21 protein-coding genes are annotated in these 19,199 nt (G+C 66.5%); 3 read left to right on the forward strand and 18 right to left on the reverse strand.

Translation table 11 applies throughout. From position 1 onward, the window contains the following. Positions 1–16 precede the first annotated feature (16 nt). The 8 genes from D3D02_RS00675 to D3D02_RS00710 all read right to left on the reverse strand — a co-directional run bounded on the left by D3D02_RS00675 (position 17) and on the right by D3D02_RS00710 (position 8,377). Positions 17–760 carry an NAD(+)/NADH kinase gene (locus tag D3D02_RS00675; protein WP_121568066.1) on the reverse strand — a complete coding sequence of 248 codons (744 nt, stop codon included), beginning with the start codon at positions 758–760 and terminating at the stop codon, positions 17–19. Positions 761–923: 163 nt separating this feature from the next. Next, positions 924–1,847: an alpha/beta fold hydrolase gene (locus D3D02_RS00680; RefSeq protein WP_121568067.1), complete on the reverse strand. Its 924-nt coding sequence runs from the start codon at positions 1,845–1,847 to the stop codon at positions 924–926. Between the two features lie 69 nt (positions 1,848–1,916). Beyond that, complete coding sequence (meaB, locus tag D3D02_RS00685; RefSeq protein ID WP_121568068.1) at positions 1,917–3,170, reverse strand: methylmalonyl Co-A mutase-associated GTPase MeaB; 1,254 nt, start codon at positions 3,168–3,170, stop codon at positions 1,917–1,919. Then, complete coding sequence (locus D3D02_RS00690; RefSeq protein WP_121568069.1) at positions 3,170–3,601, reverse strand: cobalamin B12-binding domain-containing protein; 432 nt, start codon at positions 3,599–3,601, stop codon at positions 3,170–3,172. Before D3D02_RS00690 ends, meaB begins: the two co-directional genes overlap by 1 nt. Before the next feature lie 172 nt (positions 3,602–3,773). Further along, complete coding sequence (locus tag D3D02_RS00695) at positions 3,774–5,204, reverse strand: GAF domain-containing protein (RefSeq protein ID WP_121568070.1); 1,431 nt, start codon at positions 5,202–5,204, stop codon at positions 3,774–3,776. 257 nt (positions 5,205–5,461) lie between these two features. Next, entirely contained in the window at positions 5,462–7,267 is a 1,806-nt protein-coding gene (locus D3D02_RS00700) for a S9 family peptidase (RefSeq protein ID WP_121568071.1), read from the reverse strand. A gap of 62 nt (positions 7,268–7,329) precedes the next feature. Further along, on the reverse strand, positions 7,330–7,935 hold the full coding sequence (locus tag D3D02_RS00705; protein ID WP_233560553.1) for a hypothetical protein: 606 nt from the start codon (positions 7,933–7,935) through the stop codon (positions 7,330–7,332). Between the two features lie 184 nt (positions 7,936–8,119). Next, positions 8,120–8,377 (reverse strand): MTH865 family protein, encoded by a 258-nt coding sequence (locus tag D3D02_RS00710; protein WP_121568072.1) that lies wholly within the window; start codon positions 8,375–8,377, stop codon positions 8,120–8,122. 111 nt (positions 8,378–8,488) lie between these two features. Between D3D02_RS00710 and D3D02_RS00715 the strand changes: the two genes are divergently transcribed. Both D3D02_RS00715 and D3D02_RS00720 read left to right on the forward strand, forming a co-directional pair. Continuing rightward, positions 8,489–8,944: a pyridoxamine 5'-phosphate oxidase family protein gene (locus tag D3D02_RS00715; RefSeq protein ID WP_121568073.1), complete on the forward strand. Its 456-nt coding sequence runs from the start codon at positions 8,489–8,491 to the stop codon at positions 8,942–8,944. A gap of 194 nt (positions 8,945–9,138) precedes the next feature. Then, positions 9,139–9,693: a plastocyanin/azurin family copper-binding protein gene (locus tag D3D02_RS00720; protein WP_121568074.1), complete on the forward strand. Its 555-nt coding sequence runs from the start codon at positions 9,139–9,141 to the stop codon at positions 9,691–9,693. A gap of 142 nt (positions 9,694–9,835) precedes the next feature. Here the strand turns inward: D3D02_RS00720 and D3D02_RS00725 are convergent, their stop codons facing one another. The 9 genes from D3D02_RS00725 to D3D02_RS00765 form a co-directional block, all read right to left on the reverse strand. Continuing rightward, complete coding sequence (locus D3D02_RS00725) at positions 9,836–10,894, reverse strand: glycosyltransferase (protein ID WP_121568075.1); 1,059 nt, start codon at positions 10,892–10,894, stop codon at positions 9,836–9,838. A 74-nt stretch (positions 10,895–10,968) separates the two neighbouring features. Next, positions 10,969–11,589 (reverse strand): DUF420 domain-containing protein, encoded by a 621-nt coding sequence (locus D3D02_RS00730; protein ID WP_121568076.1) that lies wholly within the window; start codon positions 11,587–11,589, stop codon positions 10,969–10,971. A gap of 91 nt (positions 11,590–11,680) precedes the next feature. Continuing rightward, a complete protein-coding gene (locus tag D3D02_RS00735) occupies positions 11,681–12,727 on the reverse strand; it encodes an NAD(P)-dependent glycerol-1-phosphate dehydrogenase (RefSeq protein ID WP_121568077.1) in 1,047 nt (348 codons plus the stop codon). Positions 12,728–12,801: 74 nt separating this feature from the next. Further along, entirely contained in the window at positions 12,802–13,179 is a 378-nt protein-coding gene (locus D3D02_RS00740; protein WP_121568078.1) for a hypothetical protein, read from the reverse strand. Further along, positions 13,172–13,387, reverse strand: a complete 216-nt coding sequence (locus tag D3D02_RS00745) for a hypothetical protein (protein WP_121568079.1) — start codon at positions 13,385–13,387, stop codon at positions 13,172–13,174. The genes D3D02_RS00740 and D3D02_RS00745 overlap by 8 nt, the downstream gene beginning before the upstream one ends. A gap of 110 nt (positions 13,388–13,497) precedes the next feature. Beyond that, a complete protein-coding gene (locus tag D3D02_RS00750) occupies positions 13,498–14,193 on the reverse strand; it encodes a LysE family translocator (RefSeq protein WP_121568080.1) in 696 nt (231 codons plus the stop codon). A 109-nt stretch (positions 14,194–14,302) separates the two neighbouring features. Further along, a complete protein-coding gene (locus D3D02_RS00755; RefSeq protein ID WP_121568081.1) occupies positions 14,303–15,013 on the reverse strand; it encodes a TMEM165/GDT1 family protein in 711 nt (236 codons plus the stop codon). Beyond that, a complete protein-coding gene (locus D3D02_RS00760; protein ID WP_121568082.1) occupies positions 15,010–15,714 on the reverse strand; it encodes a metal-dependent transcriptional regulator in 705 nt (234 codons plus the stop codon). Before D3D02_RS00760 ends, D3D02_RS00755 begins: the two co-directional genes overlap by 4 nt. 67 nt (positions 15,715–15,781) lie before the next feature. Beyond that, on the reverse strand, positions 15,782–16,954 hold the full coding sequence (locus D3D02_RS00765; RefSeq protein ID WP_121568083.1) for a pyridoxal-phosphate dependent enzyme: 1,173 nt from the start codon (positions 16,952–16,954) through the stop codon (positions 15,782–15,784). Between the two features lie 93 nt (positions 16,955–17,047). On the opposite strand from D3D02_RS00765, the gene D3D02_RS00770 reads away from it, so the two are divergent. Next, entirely contained in the window at positions 17,048–18,322 is a 1,275-nt protein-coding gene (locus D3D02_RS00770) for an NAD(P)/FAD-dependent oxidoreductase (RefSeq protein WP_121568084.1), read from the forward strand. Between the two features lie 30 nt (positions 18,323–18,352). Here D3D02_RS00770 and D3D02_RS00775 read toward each other — a convergent pair whose 3' ends face one another. Beyond that, complete coding sequence (locus tag D3D02_RS00775; RefSeq protein ID WP_121568085.1) at positions 18,353–19,048, reverse strand: metallophosphoesterase; 696 nt, start codon at positions 19,046–19,048, stop codon at positions 18,353–18,355. Positions 19,049–19,199: the final 151 nt, after the last annotated feature.

Consider the following 19,199-nt stretch of genomic DNA (forward strand, 5'->3'; position numbering starts at 1 on the left):
CTTCCCCCTCGCCGTCCTACCCGTCACCGAGCGTTTGCGGACGAACGAGCGATATCTCCCGGCCGATGCTGACGTCGATCGGCGTGTAGGCTGGAACCGAACGCACGGATTCGTCGTCGAGAAGCAGCGAGACGGCCGCCTCGTCTCGTTCGACCGAGAACGATACCGGTGGGCGAAGCACCCACGAGTCGGCGTGCATCGCGTACGGTGAGATCGGAACAGTAATCAGCCCCGTTTCGGGCGCGAGCAGGGATCCACCGGCGTCGCGGGCGTAGCCCGCGCTGCCGAGCGGCGTGGCGATCACGACGCCGTCGGAGCGGACCGTATCCAGCCAGCCGTCGGGCGATCCCACGGCGTACTCGGAGATGCGCGCCGGTTCCGAGGTTAGCAGCGTCACGTCGGCAATGGCCGTCCCCGCCGCCTCGCCGTCGACCGCAACGTCCAGAATCGGATGTGATACAGTCTCGTATGTCCCGCGCAGGAAGGCCTCCGCGGCGACGTCGACGTTTCCGACCGGCACGTCGTACCGATCCGCGCCGACGTCGATCGGGAAGACGGGACAGTCGAGCGGACAGTCGGCGAGCGCGAGAAGGGCCGTCTCGCCGACGGCGAACACCGAATCCGCGTCGTCGGTGATCCGGCAGTCTCCTGCGGTCGGGTCCGCTCGCTCGGTTAGAATCCCCTCGGTGCCGGCGAGTGCCTCGACGACTGCGTCACCGGTCGAGCCGGGTTCGCTCACGACGACGGCCGTCTCGCTCACGGACCCGCCCCCGTCCGGTCTGGTTTCGTCGACTCCGGCTCGACTCCAAGCATACGCGCCGGTAAACCGCTGGGGAAAAAAGACCCAGCGGTTCGCTGCGGCGAGCGACGCTCCGGCGCTCCGGAGCGGGGGTCGGGCGTCGCGCCGCCGCTCGGTGGACGCATCACTCGCCGATTGCCTCGCGGATAGCGTCGAGGGACTCCTCGGGGAACTCGACGTGCGGGAGGAGTTTCGCGTCGTCGACGACGACGAGTCGCGTGTCGGTCGCTGCCGCCAACTCCCGGCCGCGCTTCAGCGGAGTGATGTCCGCCTCGCGCCCCCACAGGAGCGTCACGGGAGCGTCGACGCCCGCGAGCGTCTGTTCGAGGTCGAACTCGGCGTTGAGAAAGCCACTGACGAACGACGCGGGCGCGTAGCGGGCGTTCGGCTGGTGGGCTGTCCGCCACTCGTAGTCCATCCACGCATCGCTCACGCGATCCATATCGTAGTAGCCGTGATCCGCGTTGAAATACCGGATCGAGGGCTTCGACGTGAGAAGGTTGAACAGCGCCTCACCGACGACCGGCGCGCGGAGGAGTTCCCGCGCGGGGAGGTTGCGGTCGGGGCCGCCGCGTTCGGTGGGGCAGATGAGAACGACCGAGGCGAGATCTAGATCGTCTGCGACAGCCGTGAGATACGCCCCCGTCAGCGAGGAGGCGACGACCGCCGGGTTCTCGAAGGCGGCGACGAAGTCGCGGACAAACTCCTCGTAGAGCGTCGCGGAGTATCGAAGCGGCGGGCGCTCGGAGGTTCCGAACCCGGGCAGGTCGGGGGCGATCACGTGGTAGTCGGCCGCGAGTTCGTCGAATATCTCGCGGAACTCGCCGTTCGAACCAGCGGCGTTAACGCCGTGCAGTAAGACGAGGTCCGGATCGTCCGTGTCGCCCGCTTCGGCGTACCGGACGTCGATTCCGTTCCACTCGAACGTGCGGTGGTCACCGCCGAGTGCTGGCTCCAGCGGCGGGGCGCGCTGTCTCAGTGCGGCGTTTGCGAGGGCGACGGCTCCCGTCCCGGCGACGAGTGCGCCGGCGACCGATCTGAGCTTCATACCACAACGCACGACCGCGAGGGTAATCAGGCTGCTGGGGCAGCTGGTCCGCTTTGCTCGCTGTGCTGTTCACTCCGACGTTCTCGGTTCGTCGCGCTCGCGTCTCGCTTCGACGCAGTCGCGAAGCGGCCCGACGATCGACGCCGCGACGGCGTAGGGATCTGTCTCGCGTTCGTAGACGCGCTTTGCGAGCGCCCCGACGCCGCCGTGACGGCGGAGTTCCTCGTCGAGCAGTTCGTTCGCGTCGCTCCGCATCAGCCGACGGATCTCGTCCGCGTACCGGGCTCGGGCTTTCGTCTCTCGTTCGCCGGAGTCGCGGAGATGGTCGGCGTGGGCATCGAACGCGTCGATGAGTTCGTCGATGCCGTCGCCCGTCGTCGCGACAGTCTCGACGACCGGCGGTTCCCACACGTCGTCTGTGTCGTCGTCGAACGCGTCATTTTGGGTGTCGTCGGCCGTGTCTGCCCGTTCGTCCGTGGCGGTGTCCGTATGCCCGTCCGCGGCGCCCGCGTCCGCGCGCTCGTCGGCGTCCGCGTCGGCTCCAGCGGGTCCGGCGACTCCGTGGTGTCCGATCTCAGACGGTGGCCGTCCTTCGGTCGCGTCGCCCGCGGCGTCTCGCCGGTGGATCATCTCTTTTAGCTCCGCGACAGTCCGCTCGACGCCATCCATATCGGCCTTGTTGACGACGAAGACGTCGCCGATTTCGAGAATCCCGGCCTTCAGCATCTGGACGTCGTCGCCGCTGCCCGGTTGCACGAGCACGGCGACGGTGTCGGCCGTTCGGACGATGTCGACCTCACTCTGTCCGGCGCCGACGGTTTCGACGACGACGACGTCCTTCCCGAAGGCGTCGAGCGCCTTCACCGCGTCCGTCGTCGCGGTCGCGAGGCCGCCAAGCCGCCCGCGAGCGCTCATCGAGCGGAAGAACACGTCCATATCGCCGGCGGTCGACGCCATCCGGATGCGGTCCCCGAGGACCGAGCCCCCGGAGTACGGCGAGGAGGGGTCGACGGCGACGACGCCGACGGTGTCACCGCGTCGCCGGTAAGCCTCCGCCAGTTTGTCCACGAGCGTCGACTTCCCCGCGCCCGGGCTCCCGGTAATCCCGACGATGGCGGCCTCGCCGGTGTGTGGGTGCAACCGAGCGACGAGGTCGCGGTGGCCCGGGGCCTGATCCTCGATCAGGGTAATGACGCGCGCTAGCGCGCGGTGTTCGCCCGCGAGGAGCGACTCGACGAGGCGCTCGTTGCGTGCGGCCGTCCCCGGGTCGATGTCCTCGGGTCGGGTGGTCGTGTCGCGTCGGTCGGCGTCCGTTCCCTCCATCAGTCGCGTTGGGGAGCGTGCTCCCGGACGAAGTCGATCGTCTCTTGCATCGGTGTCCCCGGGCCGAAAATCGCCGCGACGCCCATCTCTCGAAGGCCCTCACGGTCTTCTTCGGGGATGATTCCTCCGACGATCAAGAGCGTGTCCGCGAAGGCGTTGTACTCCTCGAGGCCCTCGATTACTTTCGGGACGAGCGTGTTGTGTGCACCAGAGAGTATCGAGATTCCGAGCACGTCGACGTCCTCCTGGACGGCCGCCTGGACGATCTCCTCGGGAGCACGATGGAGCCCCGAGTAGACGACCTCGAAGCCGGCGTCTCTGAACGCACGGGCGATGACGTGTGCGCCCCGATCGTGGCCGTCGAGTCCCACCTTCGCGATCAGACACCGGATCGGCTGCTGTGTTTGTCCTCGCTCCGCGTCGGCGCTCATACTCGACCCTTCGAAGGCCGACCGTTTGGTTCTACCGCCGGTCGAACATCAGCTGACGCCGCCGGCGTCGCACCCCCGTCTGCTGATTGTGGTTATCGGATGTTCGCGCCGAGCCTCGCCGAACGGTCTGCCGCGATCGCTGCACCGTTACGACACTCACTATGAGCCGTCACTATGGACCTAACATCGGTATCTCGCCGTCGGCACCGACGTAGATCCCGTAGGAACACTCGTTTGTCCCCGGCGGAGACACGGGAATGACGCTGAGTGAAAACGTCCGGGGTGCCCCGTCCTCGACCGATCGCTCGACGGTGTCCGTGGTGACGTCTCCCGTCCTGAGAGCCGTCTGATACTGCTCGAACTCCGTATCGCTCTGGACGGCATTCAAGAGCGACTTGCCCGTTTCGGGTTCGCCGAACTGGCTGGCGTACGCGCAGTTCACCTCTTCGATTTGGACGACGCCGTCGCGACACTTGACGTAGATCGCCGGCACCGGGAGATCGCCGAAGAATGCGTGGAGTCGGTCCCGTTCCGTCCGGAGGGTCACTTCGCGCTCGATCCGTTCCAGCGCCTCCCGCGTGTAGCCCGCGAGGATCTCGACGAACTCTTTGTCTCGCTCGTCGAACGCCCCACACTCTTTCGACGCCATCTGGATGACCCCCTGTGTCCCGATCGGCACGCTCAGTACGGCGTGCAACCCGTCGTGTTCCGGAATGGCGTCGGGATCCGTCTGCATATCGTCGACGATTTCGGATTCGCCCGCGGCCAGCGTTCGCCCCGCGATGCCGTCCTCGATATTGCTCGGACTCGCTTCGGGTTCTGGAAGTACCGAGGCGCGCGGGACCAACCGGTCTCCCTCGGTGAGAAAGACGATCGAGTGATCGAACGCCAGCGCCTCGACCGCGGCTTCGATCGTTCGGTCGAGGACCGCCTCGATGGTCTCACACGCGGTGATATCTTCGGCATAGAGGCTCAGCGCCGTCAGTCGTGCATTCGACTCGCGAAGTTCGCTCTTGGATCGGTCCGACCAGACCTCGCCGCGCACGCGTTCGATTAGCTCCCCGTGATTCTCGTCAGTAAGAGCGCCGTCGACGACGCTGACGACTGGTGGATCGTAGACGACCGTGGGAATCGATTTGCCCGCGGCGAGTTTCCGAATTAGCGGTGGGTCAGCCCCGAGAATGACCACACAGTCGAGTGTCGGTCCGAGTTCCTCGACGTACTCGACAGCGGTCGCTGAACACCGTGACACGACGTCCGCTGGAAGCCGCCGATCCAGTTCTGCGATTACTTCTTCAGGGTTACAGTCGCAGTCGGCGTCGTAACCGTCCTCTTTGCCACCGTCCGCGTTGGGGGATCCCGTCGAGTCAGGGCGACCCGTGGACGGTCCAGTGGCGTCCGTTCTGCCATCAGAGCCAACCGGGCTAGCGCCCGTTTCTGACTTCGTGTCTCCCCCACCTCGATAGAACGTGTCTTCGTCGTCCGACCTGTCAGCACCGGGGCGACGATCGGTGTCTGATCCGCCGGCTGCCCCTCGGTCGTCCTCACTGACGGCGGAAGAAACGACGACGAGAACGCGCCCCCCAGCATGTTCTCTCGTCATACTGCGGGACTCGCCCGTCAGCCCATTAAGACGTTCGGTCTGTTGACTATTTTCTCGGATCAATCGACCGGGTCTAAGACACACAAAAGTGACTTCGACTCATCTAACGCGATTTTGAATCGGATCCAGAATCCGATCAGTATTCGTGTTCAAGCGTGTACACTGGTCGCTGAGTTTCTCATACGGATTGTCGTAACGGTGCAGCGATCACGCCAGACCGTTCGGCGAGCACCGATTCGGACTTTCGATACTCACTATCAGTGCACGTACTCGTTCAGGAACTCGACGATCGCGCCGTACGCGTCGATGCGGTTCTCCAGTTTCGTGATGCCGTGCCCCTCGTCCTCGAAGACGAGTTCGCGGACCGGGACGTGGTCGCTCGCGGCCTCGACGATCTGGTGGGCTTCCGAGACGGGCACCCGCGGGTCGTTCTCGCCGTGCAGTACGAACAGCGGCGCGCGGATGTCTTCGATAGTGTTGAGCGGCGAGATGGATTCGAGGAACTCCCGATCGTCTTCGAGGGATCCGTACTCGGCTTCGCGGAGCTTGCGCCGCCACTCACCGGTGTTTTCGAGGAACGTGACGAAGTTCGCGATGCCGACGATGTCGACGCCGGCGGCCCACAGGTCGGGATACTCCGTCATCGCGGCGAGGACCATAAATCCGCCGTAGGATCCGCCCATCGCGACGATTCGATCGGGATCGACTGCGGGGTGATCGTGGAGCCACTCCACGGCGGCTTCGACGTCGGCCACCGAGTCCATCCGGTCTTCGACGTCGTCGAGGTGACCGTAGGCCTTCCCGTAGCCCGCCGACCCGCGGACGTTCGGCTCGAAGACCGCATAGCCGTTCGCGAGGAAGTACTGCGTGACCGCGCTGAAGGAGGGTCGGCGCTGGGACTCGGGGCCGCCGTGGATGTCGACGATCACCGGTGTCTCGCCCGCGCCGGTGTCGGTCTCCGGCAGCGTGAAGAACGCCGGGATCTCCCGTCCGTCGAACGTCGGGTAGTGCACCAGTTCGGGCTCGACGAAGGAGTCCCGCGGGATGCCGGCGGTCGCCGCGCGCGTCCAGCGGTCGGTCGCTCCGGTCTCGGCGTCGACGACGTAGACGTTCGCGGGATCGCTGCGCCGCGTGACGGTGATCGCGAACCGATCGCCGGTCGAATCGAACGCGACGCCGCCCGCGACGCCCTGCGGGAGATCCGGCGTCGTCGGATCGGCAATCGTCGTCGGCCCCGCGAGTTCGCCGACTGTCAGTTCAGTGTAGCCGTCGACGTTCGTCGAGTAGACGATGCGCCCGGACTCGTCGTCGATCGCGACCCCGTCGATCTCCCAGTCGGTGTCCGCGGCGACGAGCGAGAACGCGCCGCTGTCGACGTCGACGCACCACAGATCGAGCGTGTCGCTGTCGCGGTCGGAGACGAGATAGACGCGTTCGCCGTCGGGCCCCCACTCGGCGCTCTGGAACCGGACGGTCCCGTCGTGAGGGGTCAGATGCGTCAACTCGCCGGTTTCGACGTCGAGCACGGAGACGTCCTGATCGAAGTTCGAGTACGCCTCCGAGACGATGAGCCGTGCGTCGTCCGGGGACCATCCGCCGACCGTCAGCCAGCCGTCGCCCTCGGCGAGGAGTTCGGCCTCGTCTCCGTCGGCGTCGCGGTCCTGCACGTAGACGTCGAACACCGACTCGTCGCGCCGGTTCGAGGCGAACGCGAAGCGCTCGCCGTCGTGGCTCCACCCGCCCCAGCGGTGCTTCGCGTCGGGGTGGGCCGTCAGGTTCGTGCTCTCGCCCGTGGGGAGATCGTACCGGAACAACTGCTGGCGCTCGTTGCCGCCCTCGTCCATCCCGAAGACGAACTCCTCGCGCTCGGGCGAGAACGACGCGAACGTTACCCGTTCGTCGAAGAAGGTCCGCTGCTCGGGCCAACCGCCGGGCGCTGCGACTGTCCACACCTGCGGGACGCCGGTCGTGTCCATCAGGAACGCGACGTGCTCGTCGTCGGGGGCCACCGACGCGCCGTAGGCGCTCCGAACGTTGAGATAGCGCTCGATGTCGTGGGGCATACGTCCCGATTCCGCTGCAGAAGACGAAAGCGTTCGGGTGGTGTCCCCGTGCCCCGAGCGGGCTATCGATCCACGTCTGCGAAGTCGTCGAGACTGGTCCGCTCGTCTGCGATCCAGCCCCGCGCCTTCGCGTAGGCAGTCGGGTTGTTCGGGACGCCCTCGGTGTTCAAAAGCGTCTCCGGGAATAGCTCGTAGGCGATGCCGACGAGTTGGTACTCCAGTTCGGCGAGATACGGGTAGGTGTCCGGATACGGGCCTTCGCTGCGGTCCCACGCGCGGACCCAGAAGTACACTGGGCGACGGAGGCGATGCGTCCCCGACTCGAAGAGCCGCCGTGCCCACGTCCGATACTTCTCCGTCGGAGCGTCGTGATTCGAGGCGTCGACGTCCTCACAGGCGTCGAGAACGGCCGCGCTCAGATCGCCGATGTGATACGCGTTCCCGTAGCCCCAACGCGCGAACTTCCCGCCCGTCTCGGAGACGTTCCGGAGGTTCGCGCTCAGTCCGTCGTCGGAGCGGCGGTACATTCCGGTCTTCCCGATGTAGTACGGACTCACCTGCGACTCCTCGATAGTGTACATCAGGTACACGAGACCGTCGTACTCGCCGCGGCGCGTCTCGTGGTCTTCTACGACGGTTTCGACGGCCTGCTTAAGCCGGGCGTTCATCGCCTCACTCCGCCGGAGCACGGGGCGACGCTTTCGTCGGCCGTACTCGGTTAGCTCGACCGCCAGGCCCGCGTCGTCGGTCGTCGCAAAGAGCGGCGTGGGGGTCGTCGCTGTCGACGTAGCGGTCGAGCCACGACTCCCAGAGCGTCCGTTTGGTCTCGCGCACGAACCGACCGGCTGCTGCTTAGATCATCCCTTCGGCTTTCAGCCCCTCGATGACGTCGTCGACGAGCGATTCGGCGTCGTCGTAGGGGAAGTCCTGATGCGAGCCGAGCTTCGCTGCCATCTCCATCGCGGTGAGCGTGACGTCGCCGGCCTCGAACTTCGTCCCCGGCCCATCCGGGAGCGCGGGGACGAGGTCCATCTGGCTGGTGATCGGGTAGTCGGCGCCACTGAACGCGTCCATAAACTGCTTTCGGAGTTCCGCCTCAACGTCTGCCATAGCCGAGACGTGCCACACAATCCGCAAAAGCGTTCCGGAACCACCACAAATCGGTTGAGAGTTTACCCACGGCCCGTAGCTTCTTGTCCTCCGGCTAGAAACTGCCGGACAATGTCGACCGGTGACTACGGCGTCGAGATGACTGACAGCGAGATTGCGACGTTTCTCACCCGGCGCGGACACGGCGTTCTCTCTTTCGGCGGCGACGTTCCCTACGGCCTCCCGATCTCCTTCGGCTACGACGTCATCGAGAACCGGTGCATCTTCCAGCTCGTCTTCCACGAGGGGAGCGAAAAGCAAGCCCGACTCGAGGAGTCGCCGACCGTCTCGCTCGTCACCTACGAGTGGACGGACCCCAGCGACTGGCGCAGCGTCCTCATCACGGGGACGCTCCACGCGATCGACGAGGACACGCCGGAAGCGATCGAGGCGTCGGAAATCTTCGCCGAGTACGCGTCGGTCGCGGGGCTGAGCGTGTTCGAGCAGGAGGCGCCCGCACTCCACCCCGAGTGGTACGAACTCGAAATCGAAGCGATGAACGGTCGACACTCGCCGCCGCTGGAGTGATCGGTCGCGTCGACGGCGTCGGTGCGGTCGAGATCCCGCCGGTTGGGTCCCGCCGGGTTCGGTTGCATCCCACCAGGTTCCGTGGCCACAGCAGCCTCGCTTCGAGGGACACCACCCCCGTTTCGACACACCGGCCCGCTCTCTCGACGAGACAAACCAAAGTATTCACTACAGCCGACTTCTAACGCCCGGGTATGACTGACGGCAACGCGGAGATGTCCCGTCGCGCCTTCCTCACGACCGCGGCCGGTACCGCCGCGGCCGCCGGTGCTGCCGGAACCGCCGCAGCACAGGAGGGCGGCGGTGGCGGCACGAAGACGGTTATGGTCGGCCCCGGCGGCTCGCTGGTGTTCGAGCCCGGGACGAACGAACCGCTCCAGATCACCCCCGGAACGACTGTCGAGTTCGTCTGGGACTCCGACAACCACAACATCGTCGTCGACAGCCAGCCCGAGGGCGCGAACTGGGAGGGCCACGAGCCGATCGAGAACACGGGATTCACCTACTCGCACACCTTCGAGACGCTCGGAGCCTACGAGTACTACTGCGTGCCTCACCAGAGCGCGGGAATGGTCGGAACCATCGAGGTCGTCGAGTCTATCTCGACGCCTGCATCCTCGAACGTCCCGACGGTTCCGGACTCCGCGAAGACGCTCGGCGTCGCGACGACGTTCGCGATGGTCGCGACACTCGGTCTCGCCTTCTTCTTCCTGAAGTACGGCGGCGACTACGAGATCGAAGACGAGTAATCGTCTTCGGCGGCCCCAGACCGTCGCAGCGCGCGGCCGTTTCGCTGGCCTGATAGCTGTTCGCTCGTCTCCAACCCGAACCGCCGCACTACCGCTCTCCGCGTGGCTCTCTACCTGCCCGCTCTCTCCGGTATCGCGCGCTTCAAAAGAACCCGTAGTCGTCGCGCTCGGTCTCGTAGCTCTGCTCGTAGGACTGCAATACGTCGGCGTGGTCGAAGTCGGCGAACGCCTCGTTGATCGACGCCCGCTCGTGGCCCGCGGCGGCGACGACCTCGTCGGCCAGTTCCTGCGGGTTGGTCACGCGGACGCCGCGCTCGCAGTTTTCGACTAGTTCGTGGGCGCTCGACCGGGCCTGATACTCCACGATGCCGACACAACCGGCGGCGAGCGCCCAGAGCAGTCCGCGCGGGAACGGCTCGACGGTTGCCGTCTGGGCGAACACGTGTGCGCCCTTCAGGATCGGGACGAACTCGGCGGGCGGGAGGTCACCCAGGAACTCCACGCGATCGTCGATCCGGAGTTCCGCGGCGGTCTGCTCTGCCGCGTCGCGTTCGGGTCCGTCACCGATAATGGCCGCACGCCAGTCCCGGTCGCGGAGTTCCGCGAGCGCGAGGAGGAACGACTCGACGTTCGCGTGTTCGTCCAAGTGGCGGGCGTACACGAGGTCCGCTCGGTTGTCGACGTCTGACTCGCGAACCAGGTCGACGTCGATGGATTCGGGAACGACCGTGACCGCGTCTTCGGGCGCGCCGTGCTCGCGAACGTCCGTCTTGACCATCCGCGACGGCGTCAGGAGGTGGTTCGCGCTCGTCGCCGCCTTGCCGAGCATCCGGGCCGAGTCGTCTCCGCGGGCGGCCCACCAGTCGACGACGACCGGGACCCGGAGAACGCGTGCAGCGGTCTTCGCGGCGACGACCTGCGACGGGGGGCTGTTCGTCGCGTGGATCACGTCCGGATCGGCCCGCCGGAGCGCAAAGGGGAGTTTCGAGGCGAAGGTGCGGGCCGAGGTCGTCTCGCTGACGGCGACGTACTCGACGTCGTTCTGCTCGAAGGCGTCTAGCTCGCCGTCCCACCACTGCGAACAGAGGAAGACGACGTCGTGACCGCGCGCCGCGAGGTGTTCGGCGACCCGTCGCGTTCGCCTCGTCGCGCCGTCGGACCGGCGCTGTTCGGGATACAACGAGACGAACGCGACGCGCATACCCGTGGATTTCGTCGGGGCGATAAAAATCCTCGACATTCGGCGGTCGGGGCCGGGACCCGACGAGTCGACGATCAGACGAAGATCAGGGCCGCGGCGGCGGCTTCGATGTACTCCCAACTGTAGACGTGGTTCAGCAAGAGGTACGTGACGACGCCGAGCGCGAGCGAGAGCAGCCACGCGCCCGCGGCGACCCGGCCGACGCGACGGTGCGGCGTCTCGGTGCGGAGTTCTGTCGGCGAGTGGGTCAGACCGAGCACGAGCGCGTACAGCACTACCGGCACCGAAATGATGGAGAGGATGATGTGGATCGCGAGCATCGCCAGGTAGGGGTAGTACGCGAACGCCGGCCCGACGAACTCCTTCGTGCCGCCGCCGCCGATCTTCGTGAGGTACATTACGAGGAACACGAGGATCAGGACGAACGAGGTCACCATCGCGGTCGCGTGCTTTTTCACCTCGTCGCGGCGGATCCACCGCCAGCCGGCGGCGATCACGACGACGTTTATCGCGTTCACGAGAGCGATCGCGTCCGAGAGCCGGTTCACCGCGCGCAGCGATAGTTCGGGGAAGACGCTCCCCGGGACGAGTCCGAGAAAGGTGCCGATGACGGCAGCGTATCCGACGACCGAGAGCACGGCAGTGACGGCCAACGGGTGCCGCCTCGCCGCGTTGTCGGCGCTCGAAGTTGCCATACCGTGGGGTGAGGACTCTGCCGTATTCCGTCTTCGGATCGAGGGCCGGTCGTGGACGCCGTGCGTGGGATGAGCGCGAGGATGGGGGCGCTCAGATGACGCCGGTGAACGTCGCGGCCTCGCGCGCGGCGGCCTCGCTGACGCCGTCGCCGAGGATCGTGTAGCGGTCGCGGATCGTGTGCGCAGTCGTCACCGCTTCCAAGAACGTCGCGTCGTCGATGCCGAGTTCGCCGGCGGTGGTCGGCGCGCCAACATCGTCGAGGGCGTCGCGGATGTCGGCCCACTCGCCGCGTTCGCCCGAGTGGAGGTACTCGGTGACGACGGCGGCGACGCCGACCTGGTGACCGTGGAGCGCACGACCGGGGACGAGTCGGTCGAGTTGGTGTGAAATGAGGTGCTCTGCGCCCGAGGCGGGCCGGGAGGATCCGGCGATCGACATCGCCACGCCCGAGGAGACGAGCGCTTTCGCGACCAGCCACGCCGACTCCTCGAACCCGGGTTTGATCGCGTCGGAGGACTCGACGAGCATCTCCGCGGTCATCTGTGAGAGCGCACCCGCGTACTCGCTGTACTCGACGTTCTTCAGCCGGTGTGCGAGCTTCCAGTCTTTCACCGCCGTGTAGTTCGAGACGATGTCTGCACAGCCGGCCGTCGTGAGTTCCCAGGGCGCTTCCGCGAGGATCTCCGTGTCGGCGACGACGGCGAGCGGCGGGTCGGCCGCGACCGAGTGCCGGGTGTCACCTTCCGGGATTGACGAGCGTCCGGAGACGATCCCGTCGTGGCTCGCCGCAGTCGGGACGGAGACGAACCCGCAGTCGAGCCGATCGGACGCCATCTTCGCGGTGTCGATCGGCTTGCCGCCGCCGAGGCCGACGAGATAGCCCGCGTCGGCCGCCTCGGCAGCGTCGATGACGTGCTCGACGGCCTCGAAGCTGGCCGTATCGACCGTGACGGTCGCCGGATCGTCGAACTGGGCGCGGACGCGGTCGCCGACCAGACTGTCCGGCGTCGAACTCGTCACGACCAGCGGGCGGCCCGAGAGATAGAGTTCCGCCAGCGCGTCTGAGAGGTCGTCGAGGACGCCGTGACCGACGAGGACGTTTCGCGGAAGTTTGATCCACGTCGTCTTCTCGAACATACGTACCGTACCTGGCGGGGCCGTTAGAATATACTGGTTCGTAGAGCAGTTACTGGTTCGTGGAGTAGTTGCGTTTATATCGCCTCCATCGCGGCGGCGACGCCACGCCTGACCGCTCCGGCGACCCCGCTCACTCGGATCTCGACCGTCTCGACACCGAGCAGTTCGGAGAGTAGCCCCGGTCGAGCTCCGGCGCCAGAAACCGCCACGGTCCGGTCGCGGACACGGAACTCGACGGTGAGGTCACTCCGAGAAAGCAGTTCGCTGAGCCGCTTCTCAGACCCGCCGGGAAGCCGTCGGAACGCCTGCACGGCACCGAATAGTGAGGGGAACATCACGAACACTCGTTCGCCGATCGATCGCACGTCCGCCCGCGTCCCAGCGACCTCGATTGTCAGATCTGCGTCCACCGAAAGCGGCGTGAACCGCTCGTCTACGTGGGAATCACTCACGCTCTCTGGTCGTGATTCGGACGGTGCCGTCGACGCGCCACGTGGCGTGCTCTGCGTCCGGCCCCGTCCCGCTGGGCACTTCGACCGACATATCCTCGAATTCGTACGTGATCTCGGCGCCCCGTCCAGTCAGTCGGTCGTAGAGGCCGATGGCGAGTTCTGGCCACGTCGTCGTTTCGTCAACGCGCTCTTCGGGCGGCTGTGACATAATAGATGATTCTGTTTCTGAGTATACATACCTTATGCCCGATCTGGACCGAATGCGATAGTGGCGGTCGCACGTCTTCCCTCATCCGACTGCACGCGCCTCGCGCCCGTTCACGACAGCGCGGCGATGCTCTGCGCTAAGAACAGGACGCCGAACCCGGCGAGGACGACGGCGCTGACGCCGGCGACGATCGGGGCGAAGGCCTCGACGCGGCGCTCCGCGCTGACGAGCGCGGCCGGGAAGCCGGTGACCCACACGACGATTCCGCCGAAGAAGCCCGCGACCAGTGCCGGCGACCCGGTGTTGACGACCAGGATGCCGGCGAGCGAGGAGCCGACGTACGGCGTCTGTGCGAGCACGTCGAGCGTGCCCGGCTGGAGCAGCCCGACCCCGATCGTGAGCCAAAAGAGGATCTGATAGGGGTTGGTGAGCGCGAGGACGAACGCCTTGCGGAACCCGGTCCCGATGCGCGGGTCGGAGTCGTCCGTGGCGCCGCCGCCGGCCCGGAACGACGATTGGATGTCGCTGGCTGCGCCGTAGGCGAAGTACAGCATCAGGACGCCGCCGACGCCGACCATCCCCGCGCGAAGGAGCGGGAACTGCTCGACGAACGCGACGACGCCGAGCGCCGCGAGGACGAAGAAGATCGCGTCGGCGCTCATCGCGCCGAGACCCGCTTTGAAGCCGGCGAGCCAGCCCCGCACGACGCTCTCCTCGGCGATAATTGCGTTCATCGGTCCGGGCGGCGCAGCGAGGGCAACCCCGAAGACGATACCGGCCGAGAGGGTTGCAACGAGACTCGTCATCGTCCCATCTCACGAGTGGTATCGAGAAAAAAGATCCGAAGGCGCGGCCGTCGTCGCGTCCGACCGCAGTGCATCGAGTGCGACAGGCCAGTCACACGGGTCCGCCCAGTTACACGAGCCCGGTCGCGGCGGCGGTCACCGTCCCGATGAACGTCTCCCAGACGGAGAAGCCGGTGACGATCGAGAGGACCGTATCCAGCCCGAAGAAGGCGAACAGGATCGCGGAGCCGAAGTGGGCCTTGCGCATATTGAACTTGTGCGCGAACGTGTGGAACAGATACGCGTTCGCGAGGCTGATCGGAATGATCGCGAGCATCTCGCCGGCCCAGATCGCCGAGGTCGCGCCGTACTGGACGGCCAGCCCGATCGTTATCAACTGCGTCTTGTCGCCGAACTCGCCGGTGACCATCATCACGAAGATGGGGAGGAACCCGCCGAAGGAACCGGCGTACCGATCGAGCGGGCGCGGGAGATCGAGGTCTGCCAACTCTGCGAAGCCCCCATCGGTGACGCTCGTCCCGTCGAGGTCGGAGCCGCCGGCGGCCTCCGGAGCCGAACGGTACAGGAGGACCGCGAACGTCAAAAACAGCGCCGCCGTCACTGCATCGAGGACGACCGGCGGCAGGGCTGACTGAAGTGCCCGCCCGAAGAGGATCTCGATTGCGGTCCAGCCGGCGAACGCCGACCCTGCGGCGGCCACGACGATCCGCGGGTCGTACCGGGTCGAGAGCCCCGCGATGATGAACTGCACCTTCTCTCCGGGGAGGACGGCCAACTGAGCGACGAACGCGACGATCAGGATTTCGAGGTAGGTACTCACGCGTCGCTCACCTCAGCTGAACCGCCGGCTGGCGCCGCATCGGTCGCAGGACGAACGTAGATCGCTTCGGCCACTGATTCTGGGAGGCTCTGTTCGGCGTCCGATCCGGTTCGGACCGTGACCATTCCGAAGGGGGCGACGTCGACAACTTCGAGCGTCGTCCCGGGTGTGATCCCCGCGTCAGCAAGATATTCGAGTTCGTCGCGGTCGCGGTCGCTGACGCGCGAGACGACGACGCGGTCGTCGACCTCGTGGGCCGTCAGGGGCGTCGCCTCGTCGTCTTCGAGCGGGGCGAGATCAGCGGACGGAATCGGATCGCCGTGCGGGTCGACGACGGGATCGTCGAGCGCCTCCGCGACGCGGCGCTCGAACTCTTCGCTGATGTGGTGTTCCAGCGCGTCGGCCTCGTCGTGGACCTCGCTCCAGGAGTAATCAAGATGCTCTGCGAGGTACGCTTCGAGGAGGCGGTGATGGCGGAGAATCTCCAGTGCGACCGTCTCTCCTTCGGGGGTGAGTTCGGCTCCTTTGTACTTCTCGCGCGTCACGAGCCCACGGTCTTCGAGATTCCCGAGCATACTCGTCACCGTCGCCGGGGTCTTCTCGAGGGCGTCTGCGACCGCAGAGGTGGAGACGGGCGGCCCGGATCGAGCCTGAATCTGGTAGATCGTTTTGAGATAGTCTTCCATCACGTCGCTCAACATACGACATTTTAGACTAGTCAAAATTAATAATCTGTCGGTCCAAACGATGCTGCGTGACCGTTCTAACTCAGATTCCTTTTCCCATCAAATGGCTCCGGAGCACGTCTGCGGTCTTGGTTCCGGATTCCGTGTTGACGACGACGACGTGGTCGTCGGGGCCGAACACGCCATCGGCAGCGAGTTCGCCGGCCGCCGCGACCGCGACTCCGCCGGCGGCACCGACCTCTAATCCTGCCTTCTGAGCGGCCACGACAGCGCTTTCGAGGCTGTTCTCGTCGTCGACGGCCACGAATCCGCCGCCGGTCTCCGCGACGGCGTCGAGCGCCGGCTCCGCACAGTTCGGCTCGGGAATCTCCAGTTCGCCGACGATGGTGTCCGGCGACTCCCAGGGTTCGATCGTGTCGGCACCGCGATCGTGCGCGGCGACGAGCGGCGCACAGCCGGCGGGCTGGGCCGCGTACACCGGCGGCACGTCGTCGGTCATCCCGACCTCGCGGAGTTCGCGGAAGCCCTTCACGACGCCCGCGACGACCTCACCCGTCCCCGCCGGAAGGACGACGGCGTCCGGAAGCGTCCAGTCTAACGACTCCGCGATCTCGAAGGCGACCGTCTTGATACCGTCGTGTCGGTGCGGATTGTCGAACTCCTGCAGCGTGTACCACTCCGACTGCAACTGTTCGTGGAGTGCGGCCTCCGCGTCGGGGTAGCGACCGCCCGCGACTCGCATCTCCCCGCCGTGGACGTTCACCATCGCCTTGTTCGAGAACGGCGCGCGGGAGGGGACGAACGCGTACGAGCGGATGTCGGCCATTCCGGCGTAGGACGCCGCCGACTGCCCCGCGTTCCCCGGCGTCGCGAGCGCAACGAGGTCCGCGTCGGCTTCGCGCGCCGCCGTCACCGCCGGCGCCAGCCCCCGGTCGAGAACCGTTCCGGTCGGGTTGCGGCTCTCGTCTTTGATCGAGAGTTCGCCGAGACCGACTTCCCCGGCCAGCGTCGGCGCGGCGACGAGCGGCGTGCCGCCCTCGTCGGCCGTGACGGGCGATTCGAACGCGAGCAGGTCGCTGTAGCGCCACATCGACCGCGGTGCGTCCGCGAGCGCCTCGTCAGACCACTCGACGGCGTCGTAGTCGTACGCGGCTTCGAGCCGTGCGCCGGCGTCGCTCTCGCCCGTCGCAGTCGCGTCGTAGCGCTCGTCGGTCGCCGTACAGACTAGGCCGCAGAACGCCTCGCTCGTTTGCATACCTGGAGTTACGATCCGACGAACAAATCCCTATTCACTTCTCTCCGGGACTCACTCGCAGTCTCTTTGTGTCCCGCGATCGAACCGACGCGTATGAACGGAGCTTCCGTCGTCGTCGCCGGCGCAGGGCTGGCCGGGCTCGTCGCCGCCCGTCGACTCGCCGCCGCAGGCGCAGATGTGACAGTGCTGGAGCGCCGATCGACCGTCGGTGGCCGCGTCCGGACGGAGACGAGAGACGGATTCACGCTCGACCGCGGATTTCAGGTGCTCTTCACCGCGTATCCGGCCGTCCGGCGGGAACTCGATCTGGCGGCGCTCGACCTCCGGTACTTCACGCCCGGCGCAGTCATCGCCCGGCCCGGATCACGCTCCGTCCTCTCGGACCCGCTGCGCGACCTTCGATCCGCGCCGGCGTCGATCCGCAACGACGAGGTGACGTTCACCGACAAGGTTCGGACGCTGTTCCTTCGGCAGCACGTCGACACGCGGACGGAGTCCGAGATCTTCAGGAGCGCCGACCGATCGATCCGCTCGTACCTCCGCGAGTGGGGGTTTTCGGACGACTACGTCGACAACTTCGTCGCTCCCTTCTATGGCGGAATTACGCTCGATCGGTCCCTGTCGACCTCGAAACGCGTCTTCGAGTACACGTTCAAGGCGCTCTCGGACGGCCGCATCGCCGTTCCGGCCGCCGGAATGGCCGCGATTCCGGAGCAGTTGGCAGCGCGAGCGCGAAGCACGGGCGCGTCGATCCGTCTCTCAGAACGCGTCGAATCGGTGACGGACCACGGCGACGGCGTCACCGTCGAGACCGACGCCGAAACGATCGACGCCGACGCACTCGTCGTCGCGACCGACCCCAAGGAAGCGAACCGCCTCACGGACGTCGCGGAGATCCCGACTGACGCTCGCGGGTGCGTGACTCAGCACTACCGGCTTCCGGAGGACGTCGCGCCGACGACGCGGCGCAAGCTCCTGCTCAATGCCGGCGATCCGTCGCCGAATACGGTCGTGCCGATGTCCGAGGTCGCGCCGGAGTATGCACCCGACGACGAGGCGCTGCTCAACGCCACGTTCCTCGGCGACGCCGCGCTCGACCGCGACGCCGGAGCCCTCGCCGACGAGACGCGCCTGACTCTGGAATCGTGGTACCCCGACCGCGACTTCGCGGACCTCGACCCCGTCCGCACCCACCGGATCGAGTTCGCGCAGTTCGATCAACCGCCGGGCGTACACGAGACGCTCCCGGATCACCGCGCGCCGGGCGGTCGGACGTATCTGGCCGGTGACTACACCGCATGGTCCTCCATTCAGGGCGCGATGCGAAGTGGTCGCGAAGTGGCCAGAGCGGTCGAGTGGGACTTCTGACTCCCGATCCGTGAGGGGCGCCGTACAGCCTCAGAGCAGTCGCCGAAACGACGCGAGCGGCGGAAACGTGAGGGCTTCCTCGCTCCCGTCGTCGTAGAGGATCGGTCGGACGTCGCCGAGGTTGCGGACGAGTGGTGACTGGAGGTCGGATCCGCGGGCATCGTTGATCTCGACGCCCGCAGCGAGTCGCGAGAACGCGGGCAGCATCAACACGTCCGCGCCCTCGTAGGCTGCCGGCGCGTCGAGAAAACACGGTTGCCGCTGCCCTTCGATGTCGATCGCCGGGTGGTCGTGTCCGATCACGTACTGCTCGGCGTCGGGCGATGGCTCCTCGTGACCGTGACAGACTACGGTTCGCGGGTCCGCTGCGACGACGTAGGCGTCACGGGCGTCGTCGCGGACGGCGTCCAACATCGGGTCGTGATTCCCGCGAACGAACACGGGATCGCTTCCAGCCTCGCGGCACGCCGCTGCGAGTTCGGCGACCGTCTCACGACTCCGCTCCGAGACCGTCTCGAACCGGTGGAGCACGTCGCCGGCGAACACCACAGTTGTCGGCTCTGTGCGGGCAAGCAGCGCGCCGAGTCGGTCGAGCAGGTCGCGACGCTCACCGAGCGGAAACGCGACGTCTGACGCTTCGTTCCGCCCGACGTGGAGGTCGGCGACGATGAGCGCGTCCGCGGTCGGCAGGAAGACGCTCCGCGGGAGAAACTGGAAGCCGTCCACGGTCGATGTACGGACGCGGCGGTGATATCGGTGACGCCAGTGGGAGCACGCACCGACGATGGCAGTGAGAGCACGCGTCGATGGCGATAGCGTGACTACGGAGCCGTGCTCGGCGGCTTGGGCGCCCCGCTCGTCGGGTTCCGGTGGGATT

It is taken from the genome of Halobellus sp. Atlit-38R, assembly GCF_003665925.1.
Lineage (GTDB): Archaea > Halobacteriota > Halobacteria > Halobacteriales > Haloferacaceae > Haloquadratum > Haloquadratum inordinatus.

Coding starts and splice junctions, on each gene's coding strand:
- D3D02_RS00680 (WP_121568067.1), bottom strand. CDS start 1,847: ATGAAGCTCAGATCGGTCGCCGGCGCACTCGTCGCCGGGACGGGAGCC.
- meaB (WP_121568068.1), bottom strand. CDS start 3,170: ATGGAGGGAACGGACGCCGACCGACGCGACACGACCACCCGACCCGAG.
- D3D02_RS00690 (WP_121568069.1), bottom strand. CDS start 3,601: ATGAGCGCCGACGCGGAGCGAGGACAAACACAGCAGCCGATCCGGTGT.
- D3D02_RS00695 (WP_121568070.1), bottom strand. CDS start 5,204: ATGACGAGAGAACATGCTGGGGGGCGCGTTCTCGTCGTCGTTTCTTCC.
- D3D02_RS00700 (WP_121568071.1), bottom strand. CDS start 7,267: ATGCCCCACGACATCGAGCGCTATCTCAACGTTCGGAGCGCCTACGGC.
- D3D02_RS00705 (WP_233560553.1), bottom strand. CDS start 7,935: ATGAACGCCCGGCTTAAGCAGGCCGTCGAAACCGTCGTAGAAGACCAC.
- D3D02_RS00710 (WP_121568072.1), bottom strand. CDS start 8,377: ATGGCAGACGTTGAGGCGGAACTCCGAAAGCAGTTTATGGACGCGTTC.
- D3D02_RS00715 (WP_121568073.1), top strand. CDS start 8,489: ATGTCGACCGGTGACTACGGCGTCGAGATGACTGACAGCGAGATTGCG.
- D3D02_RS00720 (WP_121568074.1), top strand. CDS start 9,139: ATGACTGACGGCAACGCGGAGATGTCCCGTCGCGCCTTCCTCACGACC.
- D3D02_RS00725 (WP_121568075.1), bottom strand. CDS start 10,894: ATGCGCGTCGCGTTCGTCTCGTTGTATCCCGAACAGCGCCGGTCCGAC.
- D3D02_RS00730 (WP_121568076.1), bottom strand. CDS start 11,589: ATGGCAACTTCGAGCGCCGACAACGCGGCGAGGCGGCACCCGTTGGCC.
- D3D02_RS00735 (WP_121568077.1), bottom strand. CDS start 12,727: ATGTTCGAGAAGACGACGTGGATCAAACTTCCGCGAAACGTCCTCGTC.
- D3D02_RS00745 (WP_121568079.1), bottom strand. CDS start 13,387: ATGTCACAGCCGCCCGAAGAGCGCGTTGACGAAACGACGACGTGGCCA.
- D3D02_RS00750 (WP_121568080.1), bottom strand. CDS start 14,193: ATGACGAGTCTCGTTGCAACCCTCTCGGCCGGTATCGTCTTCGGGGTT.
- D3D02_RS00760 (WP_121568082.1), bottom strand. CDS start 15,714: ATGTTGAGCGACGTGATGGAAGACTATCTCAAAACGATCTACCAGATT.
- D3D02_RS00765 (WP_121568083.1), bottom strand. CDS start 16,954: ATGCAAACGAGCGAGGCGTTCTGCGGCCTAGTCTGTACGGCGACCGAC.
- D3D02_RS00770 (WP_121568084.1), top strand. CDS start 17,048: ATGAACGGAGCTTCCGTCGTCGTCGCCGGCGCAGGGCTGGCCGGGCTC.